The organism is uncultured Leifsonia sp., from assembly GCF_945957465.1.
Classification (GTDB): domain Bacteria; phylum Actinomycetota; class Actinomycetes; order Actinomycetales; family Microbacteriaceae; genus Leifsonia.
On record NZ_CAMFLC010000044.1, the window covers coordinates 1 to 13,345 of the forward strand.

Annotated in this window: 10 protein-coding genes; 6 read left to right on the plus strand and 4 right to left on the minus strand. The window is 72.9% G+C overall.

Translation table 11 applies throughout. From position 1 onward, the window contains the following. Positions 1-140 precede the first annotated feature (140 nt). From Q0Q23_RS16015 to Q0Q23_RS16030, 4 genes are all read right to left on the minus strand, one after another. A complete protein-coding gene (locus Q0Q23_RS16015) occupies positions 141-821 on the minus strand; it encodes a DUF1684 domain-containing protein (RefSeq protein ID WP_295126288.1) in 681 nt (226 codons plus the stop codon). Beyond that, positions 818-1,441, minus strand: coding sequence for a hypothetical protein (locus tag Q0Q23_RS16020; protein ID WP_295126291.1), 624 nt, complete (start codon positions 1,439-1,441; stop codon positions 818-820). The genes Q0Q23_RS16015 and Q0Q23_RS16020 overlap by 4 nt, the downstream gene beginning before the upstream one ends. Positions 1,442-1,537: 96 nt before the next feature. Further along, positions 1,538-2,854, minus strand: a complete 1,317-nt coding sequence (locus Q0Q23_RS16025; RefSeq protein WP_295126294.1) for an RNA polymerase sigma factor — start codon at positions 2,852-2,854, stop codon at positions 1,538-1,540. Between the two features lie 44 nt (positions 2,855-2,898). Continuing rightward, on the minus strand, positions 2,899-3,216 hold the full coding sequence (locus Q0Q23_RS16030; protein ID WP_295126297.1) for a YciI family protein: 318 nt from the start codon (positions 3,214-3,216) through the stop codon (positions 2,899-2,901). A 107-nt stretch (positions 3,217-3,323) separates the two neighbouring features. Between Q0Q23_RS16030 and Q0Q23_RS16035 the strand changes: the two genes are divergently transcribed. The 6 genes from Q0Q23_RS16035 (at position 3,324) to Q0Q23_RS16060 (ending at position 13,326) form a co-directional block, all read left to right on the plus strand. Then, positions 3,324-3,869, plus strand: a complete 546-nt coding sequence (locus Q0Q23_RS16035; protein WP_295126300.1) for an EVE domain-containing protein — start codon at positions 3,324-3,326, stop codon at positions 3,867-3,869. After that, positions 3,866-4,441, plus strand: coding sequence for a 2-phosphosulfolactate phosphatase (locus Q0Q23_RS16040; RefSeq protein ID WP_295126304.1), 576 nt, complete (start codon positions 3,866-3,868; stop codon positions 4,439-4,441). The genes Q0Q23_RS16035 and Q0Q23_RS16040 overlap by 4 nt, the downstream gene beginning before the upstream one ends. Positions 4,442-4,562: 121 nt before the next feature. After that, on the plus strand, positions 4,563-4,865 hold the full coding sequence (locus Q0Q23_RS16045; protein WP_295126307.1) for a DUF427 domain-containing protein: 303 nt from the start codon (positions 4,563-4,565) through the stop codon (positions 4,863-4,865). Between the two features lie 219 nt (positions 4,866-5,084). Then, positions 5,085-11,441 (plus strand): DUF5979 domain-containing protein, encoded by a 6,357-nt coding sequence (locus Q0Q23_RS16050; RefSeq protein WP_295126310.1) that lies wholly within the window; start codon positions 5,085-5,087, stop codon positions 11,439-11,441. A 91-nt stretch (positions 11,442-11,532) separates the two neighbouring features. Further along, entirely contained in the window at positions 11,533-12,705 is a 1,173-nt protein-coding gene (locus Q0Q23_RS16055; RefSeq protein WP_295126313.1) for a sorbosone dehydrogenase family protein, read from the plus strand. 213 nt (positions 12,706-12,918) lie between these two features. Further along, on the plus strand, positions 12,919-13,326 hold the full coding sequence (locus Q0Q23_RS16060) for a hypothetical protein (RefSeq protein WP_295126315.1): 408 nt from the start codon (positions 12,919-12,921) through the stop codon (positions 13,324-13,326). Positions 13,327-13,345 lie beyond the last annotated feature (19 nt).

Genomic DNA, 13,345 nt, shown 5'->3' on the forward strand with positions numbered 1-13,345 from the left:
AAGGGTTGCCGAGGGGCGCGTAGGCGCCCTTAGAGTGCCCGTTTGAGGGCGTTTGAGCGCCCTTCGTGCGCCCTTCGTGCGCCCTTCGCGCGCCCTTCGAGCGCGCCTCGTGCACGCTCGCGGCGGCGCGGCGCCCGGCGTCAGCCGGGGTAGCGCTCGCCGACGGGGATCTCGACGGGGAGGGTGTTGCCCGCCTGCGCGAGCGGGCATGCCCAGGCCGGGTCGTACGCGCACGACGGGTTGTATGCGAAGTTGAAGTCGAGGACGAGGGTCGCCTCCCCGTCGTCTGCCGACATCCCGAGGTCGGCGCCTTTGATGCTGTCGATCAGGTAGCGGCCGCCGCCGTAGGTACCTCCGCGTTTGCCGGCCAGGGCGTCTTTGACCGGCACGAACAGGCCGCCGCCGTAGGAGGCCAGCTTCCACACGTCGAGCGTGCCGGCGAGCGGCACGCGCACGGTGCCGAGCAGTTCGAACGGCACGACGCCGTCGGTGCCGGTCTCCACCTCCATCCGCTTCGGTTCGGCGGGTGCGTGCACAGGGAGCTCGAAGCGCCAGTCGGGGTCGTACGGCGACACCGGCAGACCGGTGAAGCGGTCGCGGTCGGCGTCGAGCAGGGGGGAGGCCGGATGCGACGAGAAGAGATCGTTGCGGCAGGAGATCCAGTGCGCGTGCGCGGCGGCCGGGTCGCTCGCGGCGATCCGGCGCACCGACGCGTACAGCGCGAACACGCTGCGCCGCCAGTCCGCGGTCTGGACCACCGTCGCAGCGCGACCCTGGCCGGGGTCGACCGCCGATGCGGGCTCGGGGGTGAGAGTGCTCATGCTGCTGCCTCCGTCTCGGAGTCGGATCTCGGTGCGCTGTTCGCCGGGTCGCCGGTCGCCGGGTCGCCGCTCGGGGCGGCGGGGATGTCGTCGATCCGGTCGTCCGGCGTGGGGGGATCGTATGCCCAGGTGGGCGCGAGGCGCCGCAGGCGCACGCCGCGCCACTGCCAGAACGCCCACAGTCCGTACCAGGCGAGCGGCGTGACGACGCCCGCCCGCACGATCAGGCGGTCGCGGTAGAGGGTCCGCAGCCGGCCGTCGGGGCCGGGCCCTGCCGGGTCGGGGGCGACCGCCATCCGGTGGTCGAGCCGCGGCATCGCGGACAGGATCCCGCCGGTGCCGCCGCCGCTGTCGCGCAGGATGCGCGTGGCGCTCTCCCGCGGATCGGTGGAGCGCAGCGTGTCGAGCCGGATCGCCTGCGTCCCGACGGTGAAGGCACCGAGCGCACGCACGGTGACTCTGTGCTCCGCGTCGTCCCAGGTCGTCGGGAACCCCGCGGGCTCGTCCGACCGGAAGTCCACCCACGGCATCGCCACCTCGCGGAACGCCGTCGGGCTCTGCAGGGCGCGCCAGGCGGCGTCCGGGTCGCAGTCGAGCAGCAGCTTGAGGAGGACTCTCACGCTCCCAGTGTCACGCATCGCAGCCGCCGCGGGGCAGAGCGGGGCCGCATTCTCGGGCCACTCCCGGATCGGGAGGGCCGTGCCGGGCGTCCCGCCCTACCGCCCGCCCCCTCGACCCGCTGCCGCCGCGTCGGCCGCCCGCGCGAGCAGCAGCGTCCGCTCCCGCGCGTTCGCCGTCATCGACGCCGCCCGCTCGAACTCCAGTTCGGCTTCGGCGTGCCGCCCCACCTTGAACAGCAGGTCGGCGCGCACCGACGGAAGCAGGTGGTACGACTCCAGCGCGCCGTCCTCCACGAGCCGGTCGACGACCTCGAGCGCCGCGTCCGGGCCGGAGGCCATCGAGACGGCGACGGCGCGGTTGAGCTCCACGACGGCGGAGGGGCGGACGGCCGCGAGCGCGCCGTAGAGGGCGACGATCTCCTCCCAGTCGGTGTCCTCGAGGGTGGGAGCCGTCGCATGGCAGGCGGCGATGGCGGCCTGCAGCGTGTACGGGCCGCGCCCGCGGGCGCCGAGCAGCCGGTCGGCGCGGTCGAGGGCTGCGACACCGCGGCCGATGAGGATGCGGTCCCAGCGGGTGCGGTCCTGGTCCTGCAGCAGGATCGGTTCGCCGTCGGCCGTGGCACGGGCGGGGAGCCGCGAGGCCTGGAACTCCATCAGCGCGACCAGGCCGTGCACCTCCGGTTCCCGCGGGGTGAGCTCGGCGAGCACCCGGCCCAGGCGCAGAGCCTCCTGGCAGAGGTCGGGGCGCATCCAGTCGTCGCCTGCGGTCGCCGAGTAGCCTTCGTTGAAGATCAGGTAGACGACCTCCAGCACCGACGACAGCCGTTCGGGAAAGTCGGCGCGATCGGGCACTTCGAACGGTACGTGGGCCGCGGTCAGTGTGCGCTTGGCGCGCACGATGCGCTGGGCGATGGTCGGCACGGGCACGAGGAACGCCCGCGCGATCTCGTCGGTCGTCAGCCCGCCAAGCAGCTTGAGGGTCAACGCGACCCGTGCCCCGGGTGCGAGCACGGGGTGGCAGGACACGAAGACCAGCCGGAGGAGGTCGTCCTGGATCTCCTCCTCGACGGCCGCGGCGGGGTCGTCGTCGTCCTGCTGCTCCAGGTCGCGGGCCAGTGCGGCGTACCGCTCGTCGAGGCGGTCGCGGCGGCGCCAGCCGTCGATCGCGCGCCGCTTGGCGACCGTCGTCAGCCAGGCGCCGGGAGTGCGCGGCACCCCGCTCTGCGGCCACTGCTCGAGCGCGGCGACCAACGCATCCTGCGCCAGCTCCTCGGCCAGGCCGACATCGCCGGTCCACCGGGCGAGCGCGGCGACGAGCTTGCCCGACTCGATGCGCCACACCGCTTCCACGGCGCGGCGCGCTTCCGCGGCCCGGCGCGCTTCGTCGGCCGCCCGGTCGTCAGACTCCGCCACCCGCATCCCTCCCGCGTCCATGCCGTCGTACCTGCCCGCGCCGTTCACACCAGCGCCGCCGCGCCGTTCAGGATGCGGCGCACCTCGACTCTGCCACGATCCAGCGGCAGGCGCCTCGCCCACTCGACCGCCTCCGCCCGGTCCGCCGTCTGGACGATCCACACCGCGGTCGGCCGCCCCGTCGCGCGCGGGGCATCGACGACGCGGCAGGGGCCGTCGTCGACGAGCTCGATCAGGAGGGCGTCGTCGGCGAGCAGCTCACCGGCGAGCAGCACGCCGGCACGGATCAGGTCGACCGTGTACCGCTGCAGCACGGCGGCCGGCGGTGTCGGGTCCGTCATCAGCACGAGGAGATAGCGCATGCGGGTCCTTCCGTCGCGGGGCGCTCATGGACACGTCGACCGGCGCGCGCGGGATTCGACACGCTGCAGGTTCTGCGGATGTCGGCCCTGTGCGCTAGAACGGGAGCATGGCGATCCGCTATTGGCTGGGCGTGGTTCAGCACGACCACGTGCTCCGCGGCGTGGCGGGCGGCTTCGCGCAGGTGAATCACGGGGCCCGCGCGCCGCTCGAGCGGATGGGCGCCGCCGACGGCTTCGTGTATTACTCGCCGCGCGAGTCGTACCCCGACGGCGACCCCCTGAAGCAGTTCACCGCTGTCGGGAGGCTGGCCGACGCCGACGTCTACCAGGCGACGCAGGGCATGCAGCCGGGAGCGGGGCAACGGCGCAACGCGTCAGCCGATCTGATCGCGTGGCGCCGCCGCGTCGACTGGGACCATGACGCCGTCGCCACGCCCATCCGGCCGCTGCTGTCCTCGCTCGACTTCACGCGCGGCACACCCGACTGGGGCTATCAGCTGCGCGCCGGGCTGATCGAGCTCACACGCCACGACTTCGAGCTCATCCGGGAGCAGATGCGCCCGGCGTCGGCGCGCGAACGCGAGCACGAGCTGCGTCACCGGGCGCAACACGCGTCGGCCGCCTCCGGCCGCCCGGATACGCTGAGGCGGTGACTTCCGCCCACGTCGAACCCTCGGCCGTTCCCGCCGCCCACCGTCAGGCCAAGTACCAGGTGCGTCTCGACTGGGCGTCAGGCGGCGCGTCGGCGATCGTGGCGGATGCCGACGTGGTCGTCTGGGTGGACGCGCTCGCCGACGAGGGGCCGGGGCTCGCCCTCGAGCTCGTACCCGGTACGGCCGCCGTCGTCGCCGCCGGACTGACCGACGCGCCCGCGGTCGCCCGCTGGATCCTCGACGAGCAGGTGCGGTTGGGCCGCCGGGCGATGGTCGCCCTGGTCGCGGCCGGGGCCACGGCGGCGGACGGCGGCACACGGTTCGCTGTGGAGGACCTCCTCGCCGCCGGCGCCGTCGTCGACGCGCTCGCCGGCGTCGGGATCGACTACAGCTCGCCGGAGGCTGCTGCGGCGTGCGCGGCCTTCACGGGGCTGCGCGGGGCCGTCGCCCACCTGCTGACCGCCTCCGTGTCCGGGCAGGAGCGGATCGCCGCGGGCGCCGACCCCGCCGAGCTGGCACGCTCCGGGCGACTCGACACCGTGTCCGAGGTGCGGATCCTGCGAGCACCCTGAGTCGTCCCTCCCCGAAGCCGGCGCGCGCGTTCGAACCTGGGCACTCGACGGGAGTCGCGGGCGGCGGCGGCGGAATGATCCGGGAGACCCGGGTGTTCACTGGCGTCAGGAGGTTTCATCCATGAAAGCTGTTCTGAACGACACCGTCATCGCCGAGGCTCCCACCGAGGACCTCATCCGCATCGAGGGCAACTGGTACTTCCCGCCCGCGAGCGTCAACGCCGAGTACCTGGTGGCGTCCGACACCCCGTACACCTGCCCGTGGAAGGGCGAGTGCCAGTACTTCTCGGTGAAGGACGGCGATTCCCTGCTCCAGGATCGCGCCTGGAGCTACCCGACCCCGTATCCGAGCTCGTTCGACCGTGTCGGCAAGGACTACAGCAACTACGTCGCGTTCTGGAAGGACGTTCGCGTCATCGATTGACGTGACCCCCCCGCATTGGGGTACGGTCCGTGTCCGCATTTATGCGGACTGGCCCTCGAAAACGGGGTACAACCGTGCTTCCGACCGGACGGTCGGAATTGGTAGACAGGTAGTGCGAGAGAACCTCCCGGAACCCGAACCGGGAGGCGCGCGAGGGCTCACCCGGCCCGTCCTTCGGCGCGCGAACCCGAACTCACGCGTACCCGAAACCCGATCGCCTTGCTTCGTCGCGTCCTTCAGCATGTCCGCAATTCGTTTCGCAGCACCAGTACCGGCACCGGCACCCGCCGCAGCCGGCCGCCCGCGCACCGCGCGGACCACCGGGGAGCGTCGGCCGCCGCACCGCGGCTGGGGCTCCTCGGCGCGCTGAGCGTCGCGACCGTCGTCGCACTGATCGGCGGAGGCGTGGTCGCCGCCCCGGCGCTCGCCGCCGATGCGGCGCTGACCGTCGACAAGACCGTCGGCGACAACCAGAAGGCCGCCACGGTGCTCAAGGGTGCCGAGTTCACCTACAAGATCGAGGTGGGCTGCGACGACAACGACTGCGTCGACGCCAAGCTGGTGGACACCCTTCCTGCCGACTTCGCCGGGTTCTCGATCCTCGACACCACCGTCCAGCCCAGCGGCAAGCCCGTCGCCACGAGCCTGGCCGGCTGCACCGACACCGTCACCGCGTCGTGCGCGCTCACCGTGCAGTTCCAGGAGCCGGTGGCCGGTGGAGTGGGCATCCCCGCGGGCGGTACCTACCTGGTGATGGTCACGCTGAAGGCGCCGCAGACGCTCACGCCGCAGTCGTCCGCGGTCAACCACGCCGTGACGAACACCGCGGTCGGAACCTTCGCCGGCTCGCCCACGCCGGTCTCCAGCAGCGCCGACGTGACCGTGAACGTGCCGACCTCGGTGGATGTCGCCGTCGGCAAGACCTGGACGCCGACCAGTCAGCAGTACCTCCCCGGCGCCCGGTCGACGGTCTCGCTCTCCGCGCAGAACACCTCCAACGTCCCCGCGTCCGCTCTGACGCTGCAAGACCCGGCGACCGCCGCCGACGGCTCGACCACTCTGGACGCCGCCAACCCCTTCGCAATCGTGGACTTCGCCGGCTTCGGCGGGGTCGTGCTGCCGCAGGGGGCGACCACGGTGCAGGTCGACGCGTACGTGCGCGACACTGCCACGGGCGCCTGGGCGTGGCACACCGGCCCGCCCGCCGACCCGTCGGCGATCGCGCTGCCCACCGGAGTTCAGAGCAGTGACGTCGGCGGCCTCCGCTTCACCTTCGCCGGTCCGGACGGCACCGCGCTGACCGCCGCGGGCGCCGCGGGCTCCGTCGGCGTGCTGGTCGCCCAGCGCTCCACCGACCGTGAGACCGGCGCAGCCCTGGTCACGGGGGCGAGCGTCACCAACCGCGTCGCCGGCACCGTCTCGGTCGAGGGCCAGACCCCCGTGACGAAGACGGCGACCGCACCCTTCGCCGTGGGCGGACTGACCGTCGCCGTCACGCCCGGCAAGCAGATCTCGCCCGCGCGCATCCCGGCCGGCACGACCGCCACCGCGACGATCTCCGGCAAGAACTCCTCCAACGGCCCGCTCGACACGCTGACCCTCTCCGATCTGGGCTATTTCACCGATAACCTCCGCTTCGGCGGTTTCGCGGCCGGAGTCTCCTACCCGTCGGGCGCGACCGCCGCGCAGGCGGTGTGGCACTTCTCCGACGGGTCCACGCAGACGTCGTCGTTCGCGGACGGCGCGACCCCGGTGGCGCCGGCCGCGCCGTCCGGAACGTACCTGAGCGGCATCGAACTGTCCTTCAGCGGGTCGATCGCCGTGGGGACGGTCGCGAACGCGCAGTTCCTGATCGCCCCCACCTCCGACATCGCGGCGCAGGGCGCGCACGTCGACACCACCAACACCCTGACGGTCACGGGCACGAACGCCGCCGGCACGGCGACCCGGCAGGCGACGGCCCCGCTGTCGATCTTCTATCCGGACATCGAGCTCACGCTCGCCAAGACCATCACGCCGTCCGCGCCGGTCTCTCCCGGCGCCACCGTCACGGCACAGCTCCCCGCGACGACGTCGAGCGACTCGGCTTACGTGCGCCCGACCAGCATCGTGGTGGAGGATGTCTGGCGACCCGGCACCGCGAACGACTTCTTCAACGGCTTCGACCCGATCGGCATCGCGCCGACGCAGGTGCTGAAAGGCTCGACCCTGACGGTCGAGTACACGACCGACGGCGGCACCTGGACGGTCCTCGACACGGTCGACGCGACCGCCGCCGCCACCGTCTACCGCGCGGCGTCGCTGCCCGCCGGCGTCGTCGGCCTGCGCTTCACCTTCGCCGACGCCGCCGGCTTCGCCCAGGGCACGACGGTGCGGCCGTCGATCACGGCTCAGGCGCGTGCGACGCTGCGGGACGGCAGCGGACCCACCTCCACCGCGGGTGCCGCCGCGAGCACGTACACGAACCACGCGGTCGCCGACACCCAGGGATCCGTCGACGGCGCGGTCGTCACGGGTGCCCGGAAGACGGCCGACGCGAACGGCAAGATCCAGTCGACCACGGGCGCGGGGTCGCTCGGCATCGCCAAGAAGTGGACGAAGACCGACCTCACCGGAGATGTCACCGACCTTCCGTCGCAGTCCGGCGACAAGGCGGGCACGCTGCTCAGCTGGGGCGTCACCGACACCGGCTACAGCTCGGTCACGCTGACCGATCCGGCAGGCGACCCGGCGCATCCCGAGTCGACGGTGTTCCAGTCGTTCGATCTGATGGCCGTCTCTCCCATCCCGTACAGCGCCGACCCGCTGCTGCGCTGGGACGCCGTGAGCACGGTCGAGCTGTTCCGCGGCGGAGCGTGGACGACGGTTCCGGCACCGGCCGGCGGCTGGATGAACGGGGCGGGCTTCGTCGGCTACGCACTGACCCCGGCCCAGACCGCCGACACGACGGGTGTGCGCATCACGGTCGTGCCGAACGACAGCGCCCGGGCGCAGGCGACGGACCCGACCGCACCTCCTGCCGGCTCGGGAGTCGCGACCGTCGCGTTCGGTCAGTCCCGTCCCATCGGGCTGGTCTGGCAGTTGCGCAACGTGCAGCGGGTGCCGGCCGATCCTGCCCACCCGTGGGTCACGGCGGGCACGGCCGGTTCGGTCGACAACGTCGCGCAAGCGGACGGCGTCCAGGGCGGCAGCCCGGTTCCGCCCGTCACCGGCCACGACACCGTCACGCTGATCGACCAGCCGCCGGCGGTGAGCCTGACGAAGACCAGTTCGCGCTCGACGATCGTCGTGCCGCACCTCGGCGACGTCGACCCTGCGGACTATCCCACGAACACCTTCACGCTGACCGCTGAGAACACGTCGACGTCGCGCGCATCCTACGTGCGGGTGACCGACCCGTCGCCGTGCGACGCGGGAGCGGAGACCGCCTGCCTGTCGGGTGCGAGCGCGTGGGGAGCCGATCCCTTCGCGGGGGCGACCTACACCGACGCCAGCCCCTTCGAGCGTCTCGACCTGACCAGGATCAGGTTCACGGTGCCGGCGGGCCAGGTCGACCAGGACGCCTCGCAGGTCACGTTGTGGCACCGCGCGGCCGACGGCACGACCTCCACCAGCGTCGTCTCGCTGCGGACGGCGGCCGCCCTCCAGCCGGCCGATCTCGCCGACGTGATCGGCGTGAGTGTGGTCTACCAGGGCGCCGGCCCGCAGACGACCGGCGGCACGATCGCCTCCGGACAGGCGCTCACGCTCGACCTCGACACCCGTGTCCGCGCGGTCACCCGCACGTCGGGGGCGGCCGTCACGGCGTTCCGGATCGACAACCACGGCTTCACGCAAGGGTACGACCCGGTTCTGTTCCCCTCCGGACAGGGATCGCAGCCGTTCGCCTCGGCCGACGCGGCACTGACGCTCACCACCGGAACCCTCGGCGTGACCGCGGGCAAGACCATCTCGCCGAGCACGCTGCTCGAGCGCGATCGCACCGCCCCGGTGACCGTCACACTGACCGCGACGCCGGGTGCCGCCACCGCGGCGACGCACCAGGTCGTCATCACCGACGACGACACCGCGTTCTGGAACCGCTTCGCGCTGACCGGCCTGAGCGCCGGCGACGTGACCCTCCCGGCCGGAGCCGACCAGGTCCGCGTGGATGCGCAGACCGGCGGCAGCGGCACCTGGATCATCGGCACCCCTGCGGCGACGGCCGCTCTGCCGACGGCCGCCACCGGGCAGGTGACCGGCCTGCGGTTCACGTTCCTCCGCGCCGACGGCGGGCTCTTCAGCCGAAGCGCCGTGCCCGCGGGCTTCACCGCGTCGGTCGTGCTGCACGTCTCGCTCCTGGCGGTCGCACGCGACGGCTCGGCGATCCCGTTCCCGGGCAGCGTGAGCGACACCGTCCACACGGTGAGCCACCGCACGGACGTGCCCACGGTCTACGCCGACGCCACGGCCGACGCGTCCGCCGGGATGCAGCTCGCGCCGGGGACGGCCTCCCTGGACGTCTCCAAGACGCCCGCCGACAACGTGCACACCGTCTCGGTCGGCGACAGCGTCCCGTGGACGCTGACGTTCGCCAGCACCGGCACCGGCTACCTCGACCTCACCGGGCTGACCGACACGCTGCCCGCGTCGCTCGTCTGGGACGGCGAGGCGCCCGCCTTCTCGACCAGCGCGGGCGGGACCCTCTCGACCGCTCCGGCGGTGGCCTACGACGCCGCGACCGGACGGTTCGGCCTCACCTGGCCGGCGGGCGGGTCGCGGATGTCGCCGGGCGAGCGGTTCACGGTCGTCCTCGGCCTCATCCTCAAGCCGGGCCTGAGCTCCGGCGATCGGGCGACCAACCAGTTCGTCGTGTCGACGGTCCAGACCCTCACGGCCTGCACCAACGGCTCGGGCAACGGTCAGGGCACGCTGAGCGGCCTCCCCGCCACCGAGTGCGGCACGACCAACTACGTGCAGCCGGTCAACGGCCCGTCGCTGTACACCACGAAGGGCGTTCAGGGCGACGTCGTCGGCCGCACGGTCTCCGGCGCGCTCAACCTGACCGACCCCGGCGCGACCTGCCGCACCGACGCCGACGGCTACTACGCCTCGCCGTGCGCGGCCAACACCGTGGTCGGCGGCACCGATCAGTGGAGGCTGAACGCGCTCAACACGGGAACGGTGGACTACACCTCGCTCGTCTTCGTCGACCCGTTGCCGACGATCGGCGACCGCATGCTCGCGACCGGAGGCTCGCGCGGCTCGACGTTCCGTCCCGTCTTCGACGGCGCGGCCGGTGTCACGGTGCAGGACGTTCCGGCCGGGACGGCCGTGACCTGGGAGGTGACCACCGAGCCGGGCGTCTGCCTGGCGGGGAGCACCACCGCCTGGCCGAGCGACCCGACCTGTTCGACGCACCCGGCCTCCTGGACGGCGTCGGGCGCCTTCACCGGCGACTGGGCAGACGTGACCGGCATCCGCGTGACGCTCGACTTCGCCGCGACGGCGAACGGGGCGCTGCGCGGCGGGGAGGGCGCGACCGTGCTCTACCGCACGATCGACCGCCCGGCCACGGCGGCCGCGCCGGACGGCGCCCCGGTGTCGCTGCCTGCGTCGCCGACCGCGTCGCCTGCCGTGGCGTGGAACCAGTTCGGCGCGACCGCGTCGCTCGCCGGGGGCGGGATGGTGCGCCGTGCTCCGGTCAAGGCCGGCGTGGCGATCGCCACCGGCCCGCTGCAGATCGACAAGGTCGTCACCGGCGCCGCGGCGGCCGCGGCTCCGGACGAGTTCGGTGCCGACGTGGCGTGCACGGTCGCGGGCGTCCCCGTCGACCTGGGCGCGGCGGCGCACACGGTGCTGGCGCGTTCGGCCGGCTTCACCGCCCGCCTCGACGGCCTCCCGATCGGTTCCGACTGCACGGTCGTCGAGTCGGGAGCGGCCGGCAGCTACGGGGAGGCCTCCCGTGCGGTCGCCAACGGCAGCGTCCACATCGGGTCGGCTGCGGTGCAGGGGGTCGTGCCGCCCGCGCAGGTGACCACGCTCACCAACACGTTCGAGTACGGGAGGCTCGAGTTCGGCAAGCGGGCCTCGGCCTCCGTGGTCGGGCTGAACGAGAAGGTGACGTACACGGTCACGGTCACCAACATCGGAGCGCTCGACGCCACCGGGTTCGACGTGGTCGACACTCTTCCGGCGGGTGCGACCTTCGTGTCGGCCGACCAGGGCGGCACGTTCGCCGCCGGTGCCGGAAAAGGGGCCGGCACGGTCACCTGGCCGATCGCCGAGCTGGCCGCGGGCGCGAGCGTCGACCTCCACGTCGTGGTGACCTACGCCGCGGAGGGCTACCCGGTCAACTCGGTGACGGTGACGACCCCGCCGACCGGGCCGTGGCAGCCGCCGGCGGTCGACGGCCCGTGCGCCGACGACCCGGCCTCGGCGTGCTCGACGATCTACGTCGACCCGCCCGTGACGGCGCCGTCGGGCGGTCTGGCCAGCACCGGAAGCACAGGAGACTACCTCCTCGTCGCGTTCTGGGCCGGGCTGCTGACCCTGCTGGGCGCTGCGTTCGTGGGCCGGCGCCGCCGCCGGGCCTGACCCGCACCCGCCGGTGGCGGCACCGGGTTCCGGCGTTCCGGAACCCGGTGCCGCCAGTCGCCGGAGATCGCATCGGTCTAGCATGGGGCGCGTGAGGGGAGGCACGATGCGCCGGATGCTGCACGCACGCCTCCTGGCCGTCTGCGCGGTCGTCCTCGCGTTCACGGCCTGCACGACCCCGGCTCCCGCCCCCACCCCCACGCACACGTCCTCGGCACCACGCCCCACCGCGTCCGTCCCGGCGGTCGCCGCCATCCCGTGGCAGCCCGGAGCGCAGACCGTGCTCGAGACCGGTCTCGATGCGCCCTGGTCCGTCCTCCGGCTGCCCAGCGGCTCCGCGCTGATCAGCCAACGCGACGACGGCCGGGTGATCGAGCGGCTCCCGCAGGGCGGCCTGCGTCAGGTGGGCACCGTGCCGGGCGTCGTGCACCAGGGGGAGGGCGGCCTCCTCGGCCTCGCCGTCCAGGCGGTCGCGGCGCCGCCGTTCCTCTACGCCTACCTGACCACCCGGAGCGACAACCGCGTGGTGCGGATGCCGCTGAGCGGCGTGCCCGGCTCCTACGCGCTCGGCCCTCCCGAGCCGGTGCTGACCGGCGTGCCCGAAGCCGCCAACCATGACGGCGGTCGCATCGCCTTCGGCCCCGACGGCATGCTCTATGTCGGCACCGGGGATGCCTCCGACAGCGCGAACGCCCAAGACCTGGCCTCCCTGGGCGGCAAGATCCTGCGGCTCACCCCGGACGGCCAGGTGCCGCACGACAACCCGTTCCCCGGTTCTCCCGTCTGGTCGTACGGGCACCGCAACGTCCAGGGCTTGGGCTGGGATGCCCACGGCACGCTCTGGGCGAGCGAGTTCGGCCAGAACACGTGGGACGAGCTGAACGTCATCCGGCCGGGTGCGAACTACGGCTGGCCGGTCGTCGAGGGGATCGGCGACAACCCGAAATACGCCGACCCGGTCGTGCAGTGGCCGACCGACGAGGCCAGCCCCAGCGGTCTGGCCGTCGCCGGCGACACCATCTTCCTCGCCGCACTGCGCGGCGAACGGCTCTGGACCGCCTGGTCGACGGCCGGCCACACCCCCGTGACGACCCGGGCGTTCCTCGAGGGCGACCTCGGGAGGCTGCGCGACGTGATCGTCGTCGGCGACCGTCTCTGGCTGCTGACCAACAACACCGACGGGCGCGGATCCCCGCAGGCCGGTGATGACAAGCTCGTCGAAGTCCGGCTGATCCCCGCTCAGGACACGCGGCAGCCCGGGTAACCCGCCTGGGACCACTACTCTGGAAGGAACCGCACGACCTGGGAGCCGACCCTGAGCATCATCCTCGGATACGATCCGTCCACGCTCCGCGAGCGTGTCGATCTGCGTGCCGCCGAGGAGCGGCTCGACGAGCTCGGCAGCCTCCGGAGCCTGAGCGCGCTCAACGAGAAGACGGTCCTGCTGCGCCTGCTCGGCCGGCTCGACGAAGCGATCGTGGTCGGCAACGAAGCCGTCCGCCAGGCCCGGTTCACCGGCGATCGCGAGCAACTGCTGGGGGCGCGGATCCGCCGCGCGCAGGTTCTGCAATACCAGGGCAAGCTCGATGAGGCGATCGTCGAGCTCACCGGGTGCGTCGACGAGGCCCGCGGTCGCGACTGGAGCGCACTCGAGGCGTTCGCCGTGCAGAACCGCGGCAAGTGCCATTTCGATCAGGCCGACTACGAGAACGCGCTCTCGGACATGACGGCAGCGGTGTTCCTGCGCGAGAAGCTCGGCGCCTCCCCGGCCGAGATCGAGGGAGCCCTCACCGCCGTCGCAGTGGTGCAGCGCTTTCTGGAGGCGCAGCGGGCAGCGTCCGGCGGGGTGGCGCCGGGCGAGGATAACGGCGTCGCTCCGGCGTAGGATGCGGGGCATGAGTCGT

What these genes read in the sequence shown, in the direction of transcription:
- Q0Q23_RS16035 (WP_295126300.1), top strand. Translation starts at nt 3,324, where the DNA reads ATGGCGATCCGCTATTGGCTGGGCGTGGTTCAGCACGACCACGTGCTC.
- Q0Q23_RS16015 (WP_295126288.1), bottom strand. Translation starts at nt 821, where the DNA reads ATGAGCACTCTCACCCCCGAGCCCGCATCGGCGGTCGACCCCGGCCAG.
- Q0Q23_RS16030 (WP_295126297.1), bottom strand. Translation starts at nt 3,216, where the DNA reads ATGCGCTATCTCCTCGTGCTGATGACGGACCCGACACCGCCGGCCGCC.
- Q0Q23_RS16045 (WP_295126307.1), top strand. Translation starts at nt 4,563, where the DNA reads ATGAAAGCTGTTCTGAACGACACCGTCATCGCCGAGGCTCCCACCGAG.